This is a genomic window from Streptococcus sp. HMSC078H12 (genome assembly GCF_001814615.1).
Lineage (GTDB): Bacteria > Bacillota > Bacilli > Lactobacillales > Streptococcaceae > Streptococcus > Streptococcus salivarius_F.
In genome coordinates this window covers 1,578-19,543 of record NZ_KV817327.1, presented here as the reverse complement: position 1 = coordinate 19,543, position 17,966 = coordinate 1,578, and the positions used below count along the sequence as shown (strand labels likewise).

The window sequence follows — 17,966 nt, the reverse complement described above, 5'->3', positions numbered from 1 at the left end:
ATTATAGCAAAGATTGGTTCTTAAAACTAAGATTGACCTACCTTTTCTCCTTCCCTTTCATTTAAAAATAATTCAAGATCTTGAACGACATTTTCAGGATATTCTGGACTAGAAATCTGATAAAACTTAACAGTCATTCGATTTCTGAACCAAGTTAATTGACGTTTAGCAAATCGACGCGTATTTTGCTTGAGTTTTTCCAAGGCTTCGTCCAAGCTCTGGTTCCCAGAAAAATAAGGAAACAACTCCTTGTAGCCTATACCACGAGCTGACTGGGCATTAGGATAATTATCGTACAACCACTTGGCTTCTTCCAAGAGCCCAAGTTCAACCATCTTGTCTACTCGTGTATTAATTCGATTATAGATTAAGGAGCGTTCATCATCTAATCCGATAAGAAAGGGATCATAAGTCGTCTCAGTATTTTCAAGATTCTCCGAAAAACGATGGAGTTCAAGTGCTCTAATAGCACGACGACGGTTAATCTCTTTAATCTCAATACCTAAGCGATCAATTTTTTCAAAAAGTTCCTGATCAGATAATTGCTCTAATTCCGATCGATAGGCTAAAACGTGCTCCTGATCGACCTGTCCCCCTAGGTGATACCCTTCTAGGAGACTTTGTAAATAGAGACCTGTTCCTCCTACTACAATAGGCAGCTTACCACGACTAACGATATCTGTAATGGCAGCCTCTGCCTCTGTCACAAAATCATAAGCTGAATAGGTCTCATCAACATCGCGAACATCAATCAGATGATGCACTGCTGCCGCCTGCTCTTCAGGAGTGGCCTTGGCGGTTCCTATATTCAATTGTCGGTAAACCTGCTGGCTATCTCCTGAAATAATTTCCCCATTAAAACGCTTGGCCAATTCAATTCCAAGCGCTGTTTTTCCTACAGCAGTAGGACCAGCTACTACAATAAGTTTGGTTTTCATAATGTTTTCACTTGCTATTCTAGATATTTTTTTAGATAATATAAGCATATTATAACATATACGGAGGATAGTCTCATGGCTAAAAAACATTCATTCGCTAAAGGTGTCGCTACTGGCGTTATCGGAACTGCTGCTACTGTAGCAGGTGCTGTCTTCGCAGTTAAGAAAACCATTATCGAACCAGAAGAAAAGAAATTGGCTTTCATCGAAGAAAACCGTAAAAAAGCAGCTCGCCGTCGCGTAAGCCGCTAATAATGAGAACCAGGGAAACCTGGTTTTTTACTGTTATTTTTACTCTTCATCTATGACTAGGAACGGAGCCAAATTTGAAAAGAAAAAAATATAATATTATCACCTTCTCTTTGCTAGCTTTCTTCTTTCTCTTTGGTTTTTTATCAAAACATTTAAAAGAACCTGTAAAGCCAACAGCAAAAACGCATCACATCTCTCACAGCCTTTCATCAAAAAGCAGCTCTTCTCATAAAAAAGAGAAGACCAAATCTTCAACTACTACTTCAAAAGAAGATAAAAAAAAAGATCAAGCATCCCCTTCTGTTCAAGCACCAAATCAAAAACAAAACAACCAAACATCCCACCAAGATGGAAATCAAGAAAAGTCCAAGCCTGCTGAAGGTGGACGAGGTTGGGGCGGACCAGAAGATGGCTCCTATGCCATAAACGGAGGGGGAGGTGGGGGTCACGATGCAGCCTTCGCCGCAGGTGCTGGTGGAGGAAGCAATCACGCAAGCTCAACCCATCAGAGCAATGAGTGGGTTGACGACGTTGATAACAATCCTTACGAGTACCCACAAGCTTCATCAAGCACAGATACAACTGCCAATTCCAATTAATGAGTTAACAGAATACTTAACATCACTAGTATTCTATCCGAAACCCTAGTTAGGACTAATCCTGACTAGGGTTTTTGCATATCAAAAAAACACCTATAATTCAATAGGCGTCAAATACATTTGGTTTAAATTTGGGGCAAAATAGCTTAAAACCGCATGGTTAAAGGCTTAAAAATGTCCCCTGCCGGAATCGAACCAGCAACGACTCCTTAGGAGGGAGTTGTTATATCCATTTAACTAAGAGGACTTATGAAAAAATCTGCCACGAGGACAGATTTTTTATGTGAAATCTGTAAATTATTTACGGATTTCTTTGATACGTGCAGCTTTACCTTGCAAAGCACGCAAGTAGTAAAGTTTAGCACGGCGGACTTTACCGTAGCGTACAACTTCAATCTTTTCAACACGTGGAGTGTGGATTGGGAAAGTACGTTCTACACCGATACCGCTTGAAATTTTACGAACTGTGTACATTTCTGAGATCCCTTGACCTTTGCGTGAAATAACTACACCTTCAAAGATCTGGATACGTTCGCGAGTTCCTTCGACAACTTTCGCGTGAACGCGAACAGTGTCACCAGGACGGAATGATGGGATGTCAGTACGAAGTTGACCTTCTGTCAAACTTTGGATCAATGGATTCATTTTTATATACTCCTATCTTACTAATCTTAAGAGCAACCTCTGTGTCTCAGCGGATTAGCCGTTATTTTTGTGTGTCCATTACACACTCCTAGTATCTTATCAAAAAATTATCAGGATGTCTAGTATCTTATTGCATTTCTAGCATTTTTTGTTGTCCATAAATGCTCGTCTTATGATTAATGAGATAAGCAAAAACCATGACAATCGCATAAGGGACTGCATTAGCGGGACCAAAGACTTCAACTCCAATGAAAATAGGTGCTAAAAGGGTATTGGTACTGCTACCAAAGACAGACAGATAGCCTAGACCTGCTACAAGTGGAATTGGAAGTCCCAGAACTGGTGCTAGAACAGCACCAAGACTGGCTCCGATAGCAAACAAAGGGGTTACTTCTCCTCCTTGGAAACCAAGAGATAGGGTAAAGACGGTCAAGAGCAATTTCAAGAGCCAATCCAATGGATAAATGGTCCCACCACCAACACTTAAAGCAATCAAATTCGTTCCAAGACCTGTATAACGTCCCTTCCACAAAATCAAAAGAAGACAGGTTAAGACGACACTTCCTAAGAGAACACGATAATAAGGATTTGGGAGCAGACTTGCTACTTTCTTTTTAGCTAGTGACAAGAGATAAGCAAAGAGATTTCCTGCTAGACCAAAGGCCAGACCTAAAAGAGCTAATTTAATAAACGTCCCAAGGTCAATACTCAAACTTTCGGAGACAAAGTGGCTAAATTTTTCAAGACCTAAGAGATGGCTTGTCGTACTAGCCACAAAAGATGCAATAAGAGTCGGTACCAAGATTGGCAGACTTAACTGTCCTAGAGTCAATACCTCAAGCGCAAAGAAGGTCGCGGCGATTGGTGTTTGGAAGAGCCCTCCAAAACCAGCGGCCATCCCCATGGTCAAGAAAATACGTGAAGCATTCGGGAGCTTAAAATAGCGACTAAAAGCATGAGAAACTGTGGCCCCCAGTTGTACAGCAACTCCCTCACGACCTGCAGAACCCCCGAAAAGGTGGGTCAGCCATGTGGTTACAGTCACCAGTGGAATTAACCTTAGGGGGACTTGATCCTCCTCATTATGTCCAACCTTGAAAATCAAGCCCATCCCTTGTGCTGCCTTGCCTGCAAACCTTTGGTAAAGGTAAACAATCAAAAGCCCAGCTATAGGAAGCGCTGGGACTAGATAAAAGAGATGGTGGTCCCGATATTCTGAAAGTCCTATGAGAACACGACCAAAAATAGCATCAATCAGCCCAACCAGCGCCCCTAGAAAGACAGCATAGAGACTCAAAATCACTAAATTGGAGTATGAGAGACCTTGACTCTCACTTAATTGTCTAATTTTCATCTTAATAGCCTACCTTCCTTCAAGCTTGCCTATTTGATAAGTACGAGAATGTTTCATAATATCCGCAAAACTAGCAACGATAGCTTCTTTATATTCAGGATTAACGACACTATCACCTACTTTGTCTAGCAAGGCTTGCTCTCGTTCGGGATCATAAATCGCCTTTCCAGTGCGTTGTTTATAAGCACTTACTCGAGTTACCAATTTCATACGTTCTTCCAACAAAGCCACGATCTCATTATCAACGGTGTCAATCTGTTGGCGAATCTCATTTAAGTCCATACTGACCTCCTTTTTTCTCTCCATTATAACAAAAATGACCTGAGGACAAAAGAGCCTCAAGCCATTGAATTGCTTATAAAAAGAGTTTTCTTACCTGACTGATATTACCTTCATTAACAACTAGATACAGGGTTGCTCCTGCTTTTAGACGTGTGTCTCCATGAACAACCTCAGACTGATCTTGAAAAATCTGAGTGGAAATCAAAACCCCATCAGGTAAGGTTAAATCCTTAACCAATCGACCAGCTAGACTATCTGTAACCGGCAAGTCAATCATCGTCGGTATATTATCAACTTGCTCTTGTTCGTGAGCAATCAGATTGTGAAGCATGGCTTCATAGACAGGTTCTCCTCCCATGAAATCCATAACTAGATAGGCAATCAGGGTCACAACTCCAATGGTCATCAATTGGTGAAGGTCACCCACCATCTCAGTTACTAAAATCATAGCAGTTAGCGGTGCCTTAGACACAGCACCGAAATAACCAGCCATACCAAGAATGATAAAGATAGGAAACTGAACGGGATGTAAAAAGCCTAGGTTTTCAAAAGCTGCCGCAAAGACGCTACCAGAAAGAGCACCTAGAGTCAAAATCGGCAAGAAAATCCCACCAGGAAAGCCAGAACCAAAGGACAGCATACTCCAAATAAAGCGGATAGCCAAATAGAGGATAGCCACAGTTAGAGCAGGATGTAAACCATTTAAGGCAAGAATCAATTCATTCCCGCCACCTAAAAGATGTGGAAAATAAAGGCCAATAGGAATGATAAACAGAACTGCCAAAAGGCCATGAAAATGAGATGGCAAGTGGAAGATTTTCCCTAACCCTTGGTAGACCTTACCAATACGTAAGACAACCCACTCATAACCGTATCCAAGCACACCTAGAAAAATCCCCAAGACAATAAGAATCCAATAATCCTTCAAAGGAAATACGGGTAATTTTTCTGTCATAGCAAGGACTGGTACCTGGCCAAAGATGCGTAAGGAAACAGCATTGGCCACTAAAGATGCCGTTAAAGCTGTCACCCAAACATGACGAGAGAAATGATGATAGACTTCTTCGACGACAAACAAAAGACCAGCAATTGGGGCATTGAAGGCAGCCGATAACCCTGCTGCTGCTCCTGCAGCAATCAAGACACGCTTCTCACGTGCAGAGAGCTTAAGTCCCTTGGCTAATCCCTTAGCAGTCATGGCACCTAGTTGAATACTAGGTCCCTCACGTCCCAACATCAGTCCCATTGAAATCCCAAGGACTCCACCTAGGAATTTACGCCATAAAACTGACCACCAAGACGGATGTAAGAGCCCCATCAGTTCCCCTTCAACATGGGGAATCCCTGAGCCCTTGATGTCTTTTTCCTGCTTAATAAGGTAACCAATAAAAAGGGCAATCAAGAGATTAACAAGTACAATTCCCAGAATCAGGAGGGGATTATGAAGGGCGTCTTCGTAAATAGCTACAGAAAATGCGGCCCCTTTGGCAATTAACCAACGAAAAAGACTGACCACTGCTCCTGCTGTCACCCCCACTAAGAGCCCTCGCCAAACAGACCAAAGGAGATGTTGAGATTGCGTCCTAAAATCTCTTTCTATTTCATTCATAAAAACTCCATTTTTAACTACAATAAAAGCAGACTTTACTCTGCTTTTTTCTTATGCTAATGCTTCTGAAACTTTTTCAGCGAAAGCTTCAAGATTTTCGATATCTTCATCTTCAGCAGAAAGGTCAACCTTGACGCTATCAGCACCTTTAGTCGCCCCTGTGAATGTGAATTGATTTTCAAACTCATCCACTGAATGACAGAAATAATCGTAGAAGGTATCTCCTGAACCTACAACACCAAAGATTTTACCTGACAAGTCGAGGTCAGCCAAATCTTCGTAAAAGTCAACGATTTCATCTGGCAACTCACCATCACCATAAGTGTAAGTCGCTACGATACAGATGTCCGCATCTTCAAAATCAGCGGCATCAACCGTTGTACACTCGTCTACATCTACAGTGTGACCCAATTCTTCCAATTTTTTGGCAACGATATCTGCGATTTCTTCCGTGTTACCGGTCATACTGGCATAAACGATTTTTGCTAAAGCCATAATGTCCTCCAAAATAATAAATTAGCTATATTATATCATATTTTTTCAGAAAATAAATGACCTAACAACTCAAAAAAACTGCCCATCAGGACAGTTTTAGATTCTTTTTACAAGTGACTTGGCGTCTAAACATATAGAACTTTCTGTAGATGAAATGAGATAGTCCCTTTAATAATTTCAGAGCGAGCTATAGTCAAGACTTTTCGCTGTGAGAAAAGTGCCTAAAGTTAAATAACTTTAGGCACTCGGAAGTTTTGAGACACTAGGCTCAAAACTTAGCTATGGAATTCCGAAGGAAGTCGCTAGCGTCCGTACTCGCCTAAGAAAAGTCTAAAAAGAAGAATTCATTTCAATTTAAAACTGCCCATCAGGACAGTTTTAGATTTTGTAAGAGTTCAAAGTGTCGATAGACTAGCCATAAGCCAAGACCAACTATCAGAATGAGAATCACTGCTCTCATGAGACCTCTCAGAAAAGTCAAGAACCAAGTAAGAAGCATAGAGGCGATTAGCCAACTCCAACCAGAGGCCCCGTATAGGGTTTGAATACTCTGTATGGAATGACTGGTCAGCGTTTTTACCCAATTGGGAATATAAATCCAAATGCCATCACCTGATAGGCCCAAACGATTGGCAATCATGGTTCCTGTTGTTTGCAACCAAGTAAAGACCCCAGCATTGAAAAGAAAAAGGAAGGTTTGCATGGGGTAACGTCTAGCAAGGCGTTTCAAATAGCGCATGACACCCCTCCCTAATTTGCATAGAGAGCATGGACCGTATCAATATCCACCTGTTGAATCCCGTAATAAGATCCTGCTGATTGCATAACGGATGTCTTAGAGTCATCATGGTCTAAGCCAATGGCATGTCCCAATTCGTGTTCAGCCGTATTCACAATACGCTTGTGAGTATAACCAAAATCACTATTCAAGAGGAAATAACGGTTCAACTTCACATCTACATGAGTGATGCGATTGGTCAAAACATTGGTTTGAGTGTCTGCTAAACCTGCTGCCTGTGAATTCGCATCAGAATAGTCTGTCGCAACAATGTCAGCTGTTGAGGCATCATCAGTTAAAGTAAAGATGAAAGCACCCGTGTTATTCCAGCTAGTAATAGCTTCCTTATAAGCTGCTACCAAGGTTTCATCTGTAGATTGTATATAGATGCTAGCTGTATTTTGCGCCCATCTAGCTCCATTAGACTCTGGAATGGTATCAGTCGTTGATAGGTTAGAGACAACTTTCTCAACGTCACTAGTACTGGTACCACTAAAACCTAGCTCTACTTGATGAAAGGCTTGGTTAATGTTTGTGGCTAAGGTACTTGAAGAGTTATTGGCATAGTAGACGAGTCCATAACCAATAAGGGCTAGGACTAGGGCAAGTTTAAATATAGCCCAAATAAGATTCCAAATAAATTGTAAAAGAAGTTTGGGAATATAGAAGATTACTCTGAATAATTTTTTCATTATTGAGCCTCCTTTTCGAAACTTCCCCTAGTATATCAAGCTCTAATAGTTCTGACAAGCAAAAAATATCACTTTAAGCTTTTATCATCTCTTTGATAAGATGTTACAAACTTGACCTATTAAGACAAACGTTCTTCTTTAACGTAATCAATAGGTAACCATTCTAAGTAGGCTTCTAGTTGTTTTTCCCAATAATACCACTCATGTCTTCCATGGTCTGTTCGGTAGTCAATGTCTAAACCAAGGGCCTTCAAATCAGCAACTGCCTTATCTTGAGAATCAAAAAGGAAATCCTCAAGGCCACACCAGGCAAAGAATTTGGTTTTCTTGTCATGTTGTTTGGCTAGGTTAACCAATTTGTGCTGCTCAATGTCTTTTCCTTCCAAATCGCCAAAGACACCTTGCCAGTATTCCTTAGACTCACTCGTTTCATCTGTAATCATCTCTGCTGATAATCCAAGGGCACCAGAGAAGGAACCCGCACAAGCAAAGTTATTTGTCGTTAAGGCTAGTTTGAAAGAACCATAGCCACCCATAGAAAGTCCAGCGATAAAGGTCTTTTCACGCTTCTTAGTCATACTAGGGAAGAAACGTTGCATGACTTGAGGAAGCTCCTTAGCAATGGCATCGTAATACTTAACCCCGTAATTGGTATTTGTATACCAGCCATTTTCAGAGTTAGGCATAATAACAATGAGATTAGTCTTACGAAGGAGACGCTGAATATTGGTACGGAAGGCCCAAGAATTATGATTGCCCCCCATGCCATGAAGGAGATAGAGAACTGGAATATCTGTATCACTTTCCCTTTCAGCAATCTGATCACGATCTGGATAGATGACATCCACTTGGCGGTATTGTCCTAGAACATCTGATGAGTATTCAATTTGAAAAAAAGCCATTTGTTTTTCCTTTCTTAATGTTAGAAAAGCTGGGACACCCCAGCTTTTGATTTTAGAACAAAGTCTTGTTAAAACTTTCCTCAATGTCTATGGTGCAAGCGACACGCTCACACTCTTATGTTTTAGTCAGTTATTAGCGGACTTCCATGACAACTGGAAGGATAGCTGGGCGACGTTTGGTTTGGTCGAAGAGGAACTTAGCCACATCGTCTCGGACAGCACCTTTAAGTTCACCCCAGTCGAAGCTGTCTCCTGCCAAGTAATTTTCAACGGTAGCATTAACAATGTCAGCAGCCTCACGGAGAATATCACGGCTCTTCTTCACATAAACGAACCCACGTGTATTCACACGCGCTTTAGAGACAATCTTACGTTCCTTCTTGTTAACAGTGATAGCTACGATAAAGATACCATCTTCAGACAAGACCTTACGGTCACGAAGGACGATATTACCCACATCACCAATAGCATTACCATCAATCATAACATCACCAGCTGGGACAGCTCCTTCATGAAGGAAACCTTGGTCCTCTGATAGGTGCATGATGTCACCGCGTTTTACGATATAAATATTTTCTGGAAGAATACCAACTTCCAAGGCTAACTCTGCATGTGCTTGAAGGTCACGGTACTCACCTTGGACAGGGAAGAGATACTGTGGACGAAGGAGGTTAATCATCAATTGAAGTTCGCGAGCATTGGCATGTCCAGAAACACGAAGGCTCTGCGTAATCATCTTAACAGTTCCACCAGCTTTATAGATAGCATTGTTAACACGTGCCACTACGGCTTCCTTAGCAATGCTTGGAGTTGTTACGATATAAACCAAATCTCCATCCTTGATTTGAACGTAACGGTGACGACCAACAGCCATCTTTTGAAGGCCATCGATTGGTTCACCCATACGACCATTTTCGAGGATAATCAACTCGTGGTCTTCGAACTTGTTCATGTCTTTTGGTTTGACAATAAGTTTTTCATGCTCCACAGTCAATTTTTTGAGACGAATAGCTGTGCGGACAATATTTTCTACGTCAAAACCAGTAAGAACAACGCGACGTCCGTGATCAGCAGCTGAATCAAAGACTTGTTGAATACGTACCAAGTTTGAGGCAACTGCAGCAACAATAACACGTCCTTCTGCATCAGCAATTACTTGGTCAATTTCTTGGCCAACTTCTGCTTCAGAAGCTGTTTGTTCCGTACTTGTCGCATTTGCTGAGTCTGACAAGAGGGCCAAAACACCTTCACGTCCGATTTCAGCCAAACGACCTAAATCAGTTTTGTAGTAAGGACGGGCAGCTTGGTCAAACTTGAAGTCCCCTGTATAGACAATATTGCCTTGATCAGTGCCAAGAACAATCCCCATTGATTCTGGAATTGAGTGAGTTGTTTTGAAGAATGAGACTTCAGCATCCTCAAATTCAATTTCAGTTTCTGCGTCAATAACATGGAAATTATTGAATTTCTTAACGCCAGCATTCTTGACAAAAAGTTTAGCTAACTCGATTGTGAGGGATGATCCAAAGACTGGTGCTTTGACTTCTTGCAAGATATAAGGTAGGGCACCAATGGCATCAGCGTGTCCGTGAGTTAAGAAAATCCCTTGGATACGATTTCTATTTTCAATCAAGTAATCTAAGTTAGGAATGACAAAGTCAACACCTAGTTGTTCATTTTCAGGATACTTTAGACCAGCATCCAAGATAAAGATAGAGTCGTTAATCTCAACAATATAGAGGTTCTTAGCATTTTCACGTACTCCACCTAGGGCAATAATTTTAATATCGCTCATGCTTGTTTTTCTCCTTTTTAGTTTGACTCTCTTCTAGAGCCTATTTTTACAGACGGTCCAAGGAGCTGAACGTTCGTGCGAACAGTCTCCTTGTCGATTTACAGGCCACAACAAAAAGTTGCATACCCTTTAAGTATACAACTTTTTGGCTTATTTTACAATTTAGAGTCAGACGAGGCTTACTCAAACATAGCGTAATAGTCTGTGATATCCAATTGACCTTTTTCTTCCTTGGTAAGGTCTTTAATGATTTGACCATCCTTCATAACAATCAAACGATTGCCATATTTTAGGGCATCTTCCATGTGATGGGTAATCATCAAGGCTGTAAGATGGTCGCCCGTCACAAACTCATCAGTCAACTTCATGAGGGCTACACTGGTCTTAGGATCCAGGGCTGCAGTGTGCTCGTCTAAGAGCAAGAGCTCAGGACGTTTAAGTGTCGCCATCAACAGACTGAGAGCCTGACGCTGACCACCTGAAAGGAGACCTGCTGGTGTATCTAAGTGCTTTTCTAAACCATTACTGATACGTTCAATCAGACCTTGGAACTCCTCTGTGTAGAGATGAATTTGGCGTGATTTAAGCCCTCGTTTTTCACCACGGTATTTGGCAATCAAGAGGTTTTCTGCAACGGTCATACGAGGAGCCGTCCCCATTTTAGGATCTTGGAAGACTCGTGAGAGGTACTTAGCACGCTTCTCAGCAGGGAGAGCCGTAACATCTTCACCCATGATGAAAATCTGACCACTGGTCAACATGAGTGTCCCTGCAATGACGTTGAAGAGGGTTGATTTTCCGGCACCATTTCCACCAAGAATGGTAATAAAATCACCTTCTCTAATGGTAAGGCTGACATGGTCCAGGATGGTTTTTTCGGTGTCAAAACCGTTATTGACCTTAACAGTCGCATTTTTGAGTTCTACAATACCTGTCATCGTGATAAGGTCACCCCCTTAAAGAATTTTCGGCGTAGGACAGGCGAAATCAAGCAAATAGCCAGAACAATCGCACTAAAGAGTTTGAGGTAGTTTGTGTTAAAGCCAAGAGCAATAACCGCTGTCAAAAGGAACTGATAGAGGATTGAACCAATACAGATGGCAATCAAACGTTCCAACAGAGTCAAGTTAGTCGCATAAAGGACCTCACCAATGATAATGCTGGCAAGACCAATGACGATAACCCCAATCCCTTTAGAAACGTCGGCATAACCGTCCTGTTGGCTAATCAAGGCTCCTGAGAGAGCGATAATACCGTTTGAGATAACAAGCCCCATCACTTCCATATTGTCTGTGTTGATACCAAAAGATTTAGCCATGTCTCTATTATCACCTGTGGCAATATAAGCTTGACCTAGGCGCGTGTTAAGAAAGGCAATCAAGGCAGTGATAACAATGGTTACCGCAATGAGACCAACAATCAAGAGGTTGTAGTCCTTGCTGAAAGGAAGCAAATCTTGGATAGTCTTGATATCTAGAAGTCCCAGGTTGGCCCTCCCCATAATCATAAGCATGACTGAGTTAAGAGAGGTCATGACCAAAATACCTGCCAAAATAGTAGGAATTTCTCCCTTAGTATAGAGGAGACCAGTCACAAGTCCAGCACCACAGCCGGCCAAGACAGCAACCAAGGTTGCTAAAATTGGGTTCCAACCAAAGTTCATAAGGGTTACTGCTACTGCCCCACCAAGAGGGAAGGAACCTTCTGTTGTCAAATCAGGAAAATCCAAGATACGGAAAGTCATGTAAATCCCAAGACCTAGGATTCCGTATAGAAGCCCCTGATAAATAGATGAAATAATCATAAGTCCTCCTTATTTATCAGCCTTAACAGCGATATCTGACTGTTTAAGCACATCGTCAGGGATGGTGATGTTGAGGTCTTGAGCAACTTTAAGGTTAAGCGTTGGTGTACCATCATCGATAACATCTACAGGAACATCCTTAACTTTCTTACCTTTAAGAACCTTAACGGCACTACGAGCTGTAGCCTTTCCAAGTTCATATTGGCTTTGAGCAACTGAAGCCAAACCACCCTCTTTCACCATCGTATCAACCGTCGTATAAACTGGAATCTTAGCTTGGTTGGCTGATGAGATTACTGTTGAAAAGGCTGAGGCAATCGTATTATCTTGAGGCGTCCAGATGGCATCTACCTTACCAGTCATGACTGACATGGTTGTATTGATTTCATTGGTTGATGGTACGGCGTACTCGACCACATTCAGGCCATCTTTTTCTGCGTATTTCTTAAAGCTTTCAACCTGTGATTTGGAATTGTCCTCGCTTGAAGCGTAGAGAATACCAATAGTTTTGGCATTTGGTGTCAGTGATTTGACCAAGTCTACTGTTTGCTTAATCGGCACTTGGTTAGAGGTACCAGTAACATTGCCTTCCGGATGCTTGAGATTCTTAACCAATTTGGCCCCAACAGGGTCTGAGATAGCCCCCATAATGACTGGAATATCCTTGGTAGCTGCCGCTAGCCCCTGTGCTGCTGGTGTGGCAATACCGATAACAACATCGTTCTTGTCATTAACCAATTGTTTAGACATGGTTTGAATTTTAGACTGGTCTCCTTCGGCATTTAGGAGGGTGATTTTAACCTTGTCCCCCTTATATCCAGCTTCCTTAAGGCCATCCTCAATTCCCTTCTCGATTTGATCCAGGGCGTCGTGAGTCACGAACTGGAGGATCCCTACTTTGACGACCTTATTGGCATCTTGGTGTTCTTTTTTGAAAAGATCTGTCCCAATAGAACCGAGCGTCAAGATAGCTAAGAAAACCAAAGTCCAAATTAAACGCTTGTTTTTCATATGTGTCTCCTTCTATAAATTCTTCCTTTCTATTGTAAGTCATTTTCAGTCAATTAGCAATATTCTTAATTTATAAAAATTACCTTGATTAAAGAAAAAGAACCAGAACACGATGTCTAATTCTTTTCCCTTACTATTACTGATATTGTGCCAAGTCTAGCTTCATAATATAAAAGTAAAGATCACCATATTGCCCTTTGTATCCAATATCATGTCCGTTAATAGTCACCTTAGTGACTGGTGTTGCATCTGGTAAGGCAATCCAGCAAGCTTGCTGGGCTCTGACAAATTCATTGTAATCTTCAAAGGAAGTGTGTTTTTCTTGCTTGGCGGTATTTAAATATGTTACTTCAATCATCGAGGGACCTCCTTATAATCCTTTACCTAAGGTCTAGATTACGCTTCCTAGAGAGCAAAGTCAATCATGACGACTTGAAAAACAGCAGGCTGGACCATACAAATAGACCCCATGGCAAATACCATGAGGTCTATTTTAATTGAAATCTGGATTCTTAAGGTCCTATACGACCGTTAAATCATTTTAACGTTTGCGTCGTTTTGTACCATAGAGTCCAAATCCAGCTAGAAGACTTGCCAAACCAAAGATTGCAAGGTTTGAATCCTCACTACCAGTTTCTGGAAGTTGAGCTGTCTTATCACTTGGATTGATAAAGTGAGCTTCTTCTTTTGTTTCTGGAAGCACTGGAGCCTTAGGCTCTTCTGTTTGTGGAGCTGGCTGTGGCTCTGGTGTCGGAGTTGTATCCGGCACAGGTGTTGGAGTCACAATTTGTTTGTAGATGTGTTGAGTATTACCATTTTCATCTACAACTGTCTTCACAAATTCATAACCAGGGATGTCTTTCTTAGGTTGTTGGCCATCTTCGGTTGGATAACCAGGGATTGGAGTACCATTTTCATCTACATATGATGTTGTTACTTGCTCGTAGACATGTTCGATATCACCATTAGGTAATTTCTTAGTTTCTACGAAGCGGTAACCTGGGATCTCAACTTTTGGCTGTTCACCATCAACTGTAGGATATCCTGGGATTTCCTTACCTTCTTTATCAACAAACTTAGTGATTGGAAGGACAGTTGGTGTGTAGGTTGCTGAAGCCTTAGTTCCGTTGACATCTTCACGAACAACTGTTACTGCTGGGGCAGTTCCTGTAAATTCAGGTTCTGGTGTGAAGGTTACAGTTCCATCTGCAGCTACTGTGTAAGTACCAACACCTGAAATCGTCTTGGTTGTTGAACCATCTTCAAAGGTAGCTGGAACTTGGTTATTCATTGGTACACGGCTATCGCCTTCAGTGAAGCTTGGCTTACCTGTTTGCGTTTGACCCTTATTACCAATTGAAGTAACTGATTCTGCAGTTGGTGTTACTGGTGTAACGGTTGGTGTATAGGTAGCTGTAATAGCTGTACCGTTCTTATCAACACGTTTCACTGTTACGCCTGTACCTGTTCCTGTGAATGCTTTTTCTGGAACAAAGGTTACTGTTCCGTCTGGAGAAACGGTGTAAGTTCCTTCACCTGGAATAGTCTTGGTAGTTAATCCATCTTCAAAGGTTGCTGGAACATCATCATCCATTGGTACACTTGGGTTACCAGGCATGAAGCTTGGCTTACCTGTTTGGGTTTGACCTTGAATGTCTGTAGATGTTGCTGGCTCAGCAGTTGGTGTTACAGGAGTTACAGTTGGTGTGTAGGTTGCTGAGGCTTTGGTTCCGTTCACATCTTCACGAACAACTGTCACTGCTGGAGCTTCACCAACGAATGATTTCTCAGGTACGAATGTAACTGTTCCGTCTACTGCTACTGTATAAGTACCAACGCCTTCTACTGTCTTAGTTGTTGAACCATCGTCAAATGTTGCTGGAACGTCATCGTTCATTGGCACACGGCTATCACCTTCGGTGAATACAGGTTTACCAGTTTGTGTTGCACCCTGGATGTCAGTAGATACTGCTGGAGTTGCAGTCGGTGTGACTGGTGTAACAGTTGGTGTGTAGGTTGCTGAGGCTTTAGTGCCGTTCATGTCTTCACGGACAACTGTCACTGCTGGGGCTTCACCAACGAATGATTTCTCAGGTACGAAAGTTACTGTTCCGTCAGCCGCTACTGTGTAAGTACCAACGCCTTCTACTGTCTTCGTAGTTAATCCATCATCGAAGGTTGCTGGAACGTCATCGTTCATTGGCACACGGCTATCACCTTCAGTAAATTTAGGCTTACCAGTTTGAGTTTGACCTTGGATATCTGTCGATGCTGCTGGTTCAGCAGTTGGAGTTACTGGTGTCACAGTTGGTGTGTAAGTAGCAGAAACTTTAGTGCCGTTCTTATCTTCGCGAACAACTGTCACTGCTGGGGCTTCACCAACGAATGATTTCTCAGGTACGAATGTTACAGTTCCATCAGCCGCTACTGTGTAGGTACCAACGCCTTCTACTGTCTTAGTGGTTGAACCATCATCAAATGTTGCTGGAACATCATCGTTCATTGGTACACGGCTGTCACCTTCGGTGAAGCTTGGTTTACCTGTTTGTGTTGCACCTTGGATATCAGTAGATGTCGCATCTTCAGAAGTTGGGACAACTGGAGTAATCTTAGGTGTGTATGTTGTTTCTACTGTTGTTCCATTTGTATCAGCTGCTTGAACTTTAACTGGAACAACATCACCTGAATAAGATTTATCCGTTGGTGTGAAGGTTACGACACCTGTGTCTTTATCAACTGTGAAAGTACCAACAATATCACCTGCTGGTGATTTAGCAAACACTGCCGCTGCTGGCTGACCATTTTCATCAAGAAGTGTAATGGTATCTTTGTCGATTGGAGCAACTGAATCTCCCTCTGTAAAGGTTACAGTTCCAGTCTGAATCACACCTTGAGGACCAGTTGATTCTGCTGGAGTTGCAGTTGGGTTAACTGGTGTTACTGTTGGTGTATAAGTCGCAGATGCTTTAGTTCCGTTTTTATCTTCACGAACAACAGTCACTGCTGGTGCAGTTCCGACGAATGATTTTTCTGGAACAAAGGTTACTGTTCCGTCTGCGGCTACTGTGTAGGTACCTACGCCGTCAACTGTCTTAGTGGTTGAGCCATCTTCGAAGGTTGCTGGAACATCATCGTTCATTGGTACACGACTGTCGCCTTCAGTAAATTCAGGCTTACCTGTTTGAGTTTGACCTTGTTTACCTGTTGATGTTGTTGGTTCAGCAGTTGGTGTAACTGGGGTTACTGTTGGTGTATAAGTTGCTGTAACTGGAGTACCGTTCTTATCAACACGTTTAACCGTTACGCCTGTACCTGTACCAGTGAATGATTTTTCTGGAACAAAGGTTACAGTTCCGTCTGGAGCAACTGTGTAAGTTCCTTCGCCTGTAATGGTCTTCGTAGTTGATCCATCTTCAAAGGTTGCAGGTGTTTCATCATCCATTGGGATTGCAGGGTTACCAGGTGTGAAGCTTGGTGTACCTGTTTGCGTTTGACCTTGGATGTCTGTAGATTTTGCAGGATCAGCAGTTGGTACAACTGGCGTGATCTTAGGTGTGTAAGTTGTCTCAGCAACAGTTCCGTTTGTATCTTTACCTTGAACCTTAACTGGAACCACATCACCTGAGTAAGATTTATCCGTTGGTGTGAAGGTTACAACACCTGTTTCTTTATCAACGGTGAAGGTACCGATCACATCACCTGCTGGTGATTTCGCATCTACTGATGCTGCTGGCTGGCCATTTTCATCAAGAAGAGTAATGGTATCCTTGTCGATTGGTGCAACTGGGTCACCTTCAGTGAAGGTCACAGTTCCAGTTTGAACCACACCTTGAGGGGCTTCTGATTCAGCTGGAGTTGCTGTTGGAGTTACTGGTGTCACAGTTGGTGTGTACTTAGCAGTAACTGGAGTACCGTTCTTGTCGACACGTTTAACCGTTACGCCTGTACCTTCTCCAGTGAATGATTTTTCTGGAACAAAGGTTACGGTTCCGTCTGGAGCAACAGTGTAAGTTCCTTCACCAGGAATAGTCTTGGTTGTTGAGCCATCTTCAAATGTTGCAGGTGTATCATCATCCATTGGAACATTTGGATTACCTGGTGTGAAGGTTGGAGTACCTGTTTGCGTTTGACCTTGTTTGTCAGTAGATGTTGTATCTTCTGCAGTTGGTGTAACTGGTGTTACGGTTGGTGTATATGTCGCAGAAGCTTTAGTTCCGTTCATATCTTCACGAACCACTGTTACAGCTGGTGCAGTTCCAACGAATGATTTTTCTGGTACGAAGGTCACTGTTCCGTCTGATGCTACTGTGTAAGTACCAACACCGTCCACAGTCTTCGTAGTTGAGCCATCATCGAAGGTTGCTGGAACATCATCGTTCATAGGCACACGGCTGTCGCCTTCAGTGAATTCAGGTTTACCAGTTTGAGTCGCACCTTGGATATCTGTTGATGTTGTTGGTGTTGCAGTTGGTGTTACTGGTGTCACAGTTGGTGTGTACTTAGCTGTGATTTCAGTACCGTTCTTATCCACACGTTTTACTGTTACGCCTGAAGCAGTTCCAGTAAATGATTTTTCTGGTACGAAGGTTACAATTCCATCTGGAGAAACAGTGTAAGTTCCTTCGCCATCTACTGTCTTAGTGGTTGAACCATCTTCGAAGGTAGCTGGTGTATCTTCATCGATTGGAACATTTGGATCACCTTCGGTGAAGGTTGGTTTTCCAGATTGTGTTGCCCCTTGAATATCTGTCGATGTGGCATCTTCAGATGTTGGAACGACTGGAGTAATCTTAGGTGTGTATGTTGTTTC

The 17,966-nt window shown here is 42.3% G+C and carries 17 protein-coding genes and 1 tRNA gene; 2 read left to right on the top strand and 16 right to left on the bottom strand.

Features of this window, described 5'->3' with window-relative positions; genetic code table 11:
* Positions 1-26 precede the first annotated feature (26 nt).
* Positions 27-938, bottom strand: a complete 912-nt coding sequence (miaA, locus tag HMPREF2979_RS06370) for a tRNA (adenosine(37)-N6)-dimethylallyltransferase MiaA (protein ID WP_048790579.1) — start codon at positions 936-938, stop codon at positions 27-29.
* Positions 939-1,013: 75 nt separating this feature from the next.
* Here miaA and HMPREF2979_RS06365 point away from each other — a divergent pair, with 75 nt between their 5' ends.
* The gene (locus tag HMPREF2979_RS06365) at positions 1,014-1,190 is read left to right on the top strand and encodes a DUF3042 family protein (protein ID WP_002883513.1); all 177 of its coding nucleotides are present in this window, start codon (positions 1,014-1,016) and stop codon (positions 1,188-1,190) included.
* Between the two features lie 74 nt (positions 1,191-1,264).
* Complete coding sequence (locus HMPREF2979_RS06360; protein WP_070655714.1) at positions 1,265-1,789, top strand: hypothetical protein; 525 nt, start codon at positions 1,265-1,267, stop codon at positions 1,787-1,789.
* A gap of 175 nt (positions 1,790-1,964) precedes the next feature.
* Here HMPREF2979_RS06360 and HMPREF2979_RS06355 read toward each other — a convergent pair.
* The 15 genes from HMPREF2979_RS06355 to HMPREF2979_RS06285 all read right to left on the bottom strand — a co-directional run.
* Positions 1,965-2,036, bottom strand: a tRNA-Arg gene (locus HMPREF2979_RS06355).
* A gap of 50 nt (positions 2,037-2,086) precedes the next feature.
* Positions 2,087-2,434, bottom strand: a complete 348-nt coding sequence (rplS, locus tag HMPREF2979_RS06350) for a 50S ribosomal protein L19 (RefSeq protein ID WP_002883489.1) — start codon at positions 2,432-2,434, stop codon at positions 2,087-2,089.
* 127 nt (positions 2,435-2,561) lie between these two features.
* Complete coding sequence (locus tag HMPREF2979_RS06345) at positions 2,562-3,788, bottom strand: voltage-gated chloride channel family protein (RefSeq protein WP_060972694.1); 1,227 nt, start codon at positions 3,786-3,788, stop codon at positions 2,562-2,564.
* A 9-nt stretch (positions 3,789-3,797) separates the two neighbouring features.
* Entirely contained in the window at positions 3,798-4,070 is a 273-nt protein-coding gene (locus HMPREF2979_RS06340) for a chorismate mutase (RefSeq protein ID WP_048790577.1), read from the bottom strand.
* 73 nt (positions 4,071-4,143) lie between these two features.
* Entirely contained in the window at positions 4,144-5,679 is a 1,536-nt protein-coding gene (locus HMPREF2979_RS06335; protein ID WP_048790576.1) for a ClC family H(+)/Cl(-) exchange transporter, read from the bottom strand.
* Between the two features lie 51 nt (positions 5,680-5,730).
* The gene (locus HMPREF2979_RS06330) at positions 5,731-6,174 is read right to left on the bottom strand and encodes a flavodoxin (RefSeq protein ID WP_002883520.1); all 444 of its coding nucleotides are present in this window, start codon (positions 6,172-6,174) and stop codon (positions 5,731-5,733) included.
* A gap of 367 nt (positions 6,175-6,541) precedes the next feature.
* Complete coding sequence (locus HMPREF2979_RS06325) at positions 6,542-6,913, bottom strand: hypothetical protein (protein ID WP_048790575.1); 372 nt, start codon at positions 6,911-6,913, stop codon at positions 6,542-6,544.
* An 11-nt stretch (positions 6,914-6,924) separates the two neighbouring features.
* The gene (locus HMPREF2979_RS06320) at positions 6,925-7,644 is read right to left on the bottom strand and encodes a matrixin family metalloprotease (RefSeq protein ID WP_070655712.1); all 720 of its coding nucleotides are present in this window, start codon (positions 7,642-7,644) and stop codon (positions 6,925-6,927) included.
* 119 nt (positions 7,645-7,763) lie between these two features.
* Positions 7,764-8,546 carry an alpha/beta hydrolase gene (locus HMPREF2979_RS06315; protein ID WP_070655710.1) on the bottom strand — a complete coding sequence of 261 codons (783 nt, stop codon included), beginning with the start codon at positions 8,544-8,546 and terminating at the stop codon, positions 7,764-7,766.
* 133 nt (positions 8,547-8,679) lie between these two features.
* A complete protein-coding gene (locus HMPREF2979_RS06310) occupies positions 8,680-10,341 on the bottom strand; it encodes a ribonuclease J (protein WP_070655708.1) in 1,662 nt (553 codons plus the stop codon).
* 179 nt (positions 10,342-10,520) lie between these two features.
* The gene (locus HMPREF2979_RS06305; RefSeq protein ID WP_070655705.1) at positions 10,521-11,279 is read right to left on the bottom strand and encodes an ABC transporter ATP-binding protein; all 759 of its coding nucleotides are present in this window, start codon (positions 11,277-11,279) and stop codon (positions 10,521-10,523) included.
* On the bottom strand, positions 11,276-12,145 hold the full coding sequence (locus HMPREF2979_RS06300; protein ID WP_002883493.1) for an ABC transporter permease: 870 nt from the start codon (positions 12,143-12,145) through the stop codon (positions 11,276-11,278). Before HMPREF2979_RS06300 ends, HMPREF2979_RS06305 begins: the two co-directional genes overlap by 4 nt.
* 9 nt (positions 12,146-12,154) lie before the next feature.
* Positions 12,155-13,156, bottom strand: a complete 1,002-nt coding sequence (trpX, locus tag HMPREF2979_RS06295) for a tryptophan ABC transporter substrate-binding protein (protein ID WP_037601128.1) — start codon at positions 13,154-13,156, stop codon at positions 12,155-12,157.
* Positions 13,157-13,292: 136 nt separating this feature from the next.
* Positions 13,293-13,514 (bottom strand): DUF4649 family protein, encoded by a 222-nt coding sequence (locus tag HMPREF2979_RS06290; RefSeq protein WP_048674614.1) that lies wholly within the window; start codon positions 13,512-13,514, stop codon positions 13,293-13,295.
* 183 nt (positions 13,515-13,697) lie between these two features.
* On the bottom strand, positions 13,698-17,966 hold a 4,269-nt coding region (locus HMPREF2979_RS06285), incomplete at its 5' end, for an LPXTG cell wall anchor domain-containing protein (protein WP_261787298.1).

What these genes read in the sequence shown, in the direction of transcription:
- HMPREF2979_RS06290 (WP_048674614.1), bottom strand. Translation starts at nt 13,514, where the DNA reads ATGATTGAAGTAACATATTTAAATACCGCCAAGCAAGAAAAACACACT.
- HMPREF2979_RS06310 (WP_070655708.1), bottom strand. Translation starts at nt 10,341, where the DNA reads ATGAGCGATATTAAAATTATTGCCCTAGGTGGAGTACGTGAAAATGCT.
- HMPREF2979_RS06330 (WP_002883520.1), bottom strand. Translation starts at nt 6,174, where the DNA reads ATGGCTTTAGCAAAAATCGTTTATGCCAGTATGACCGGTAACACGGAA.
- HMPREF2979_RS06335 (WP_048790576.1), bottom strand. Translation starts at nt 5,679, where the DNA reads ATGAATGAAATAGAAAGAGATTTTAGGACGCAATCTCAACATCTCCTT.
- HMPREF2979_RS06365 (WP_002883513.1), top strand. Translation starts at nt 1,014, where the DNA reads ATGGCTAAAAAACATTCATTCGCTAAAGGTGTCGCTACTGGCGTTATC.
- trpX (WP_037601128.1), bottom strand. Translation starts at nt 13,156, where the DNA reads ATGAAAAACAAGCGTTTAATTTGGACTTTGGTTTTCTTAGCTATCTTG.
- HMPREF2979_RS06320 (WP_070655712.1), bottom strand. Translation starts at nt 7,644, where the DNA reads ATGAAAAAATTATTCAGAGTAATCTTCTATATTCCCAAACTTCTTTTA.
- HMPREF2979_RS06325 (WP_048790575.1), bottom strand. Translation starts at nt 6,913, where the DNA reads ATGCGCTATTTGAAACGCCTTGCTAGACGTTACCCCATGCAAACCTTC.
- HMPREF2979_RS06300 (WP_002883493.1), bottom strand. Translation starts at nt 12,145, where the DNA reads ATGATTATTTCATCTATTTATCAGGGGCTTCTATACGGAATCCTAGGT.
- miaA (WP_048790579.1), bottom strand. Translation starts at nt 938, where the DNA reads ATGAAAACCAAACTTATTGTAGTAGCTGGTCCTACTGCTGTAGGAAAA.
- HMPREF2979_RS06315 (WP_070655710.1), bottom strand. Translation starts at nt 8,546, where the DNA reads ATGGCTTTTTTTCAAATTGAATACTCATCAGATGTTCTAGGACAATAC.
- HMPREF2979_RS06305 (WP_070655705.1), bottom strand. Translation starts at nt 11,279, where the DNA reads ATGACAGGTATTGTAGAACTCAAAAATGCGACTGTTAAGGTCAATAAC.
- rplS (WP_002883489.1), bottom strand. Translation starts at nt 2,434, where the DNA reads ATGAATCCATTGATCCAAAGTTTGACAGAAGGTCAACTTCGTACTGAC.
- HMPREF2979_RS06345 (WP_060972694.1), bottom strand. Translation starts at nt 3,788, where the DNA reads ATGAAAATTAGACAATTAAGTGAGAGTCAAGGTCTCTCATACTCCAAT.
- HMPREF2979_RS06340 (WP_048790577.1), bottom strand. Translation starts at nt 4,070, where the DNA reads ATGGACTTAAATGAGATTCGCCAACAGATTGACACCGTTGATAATGAG.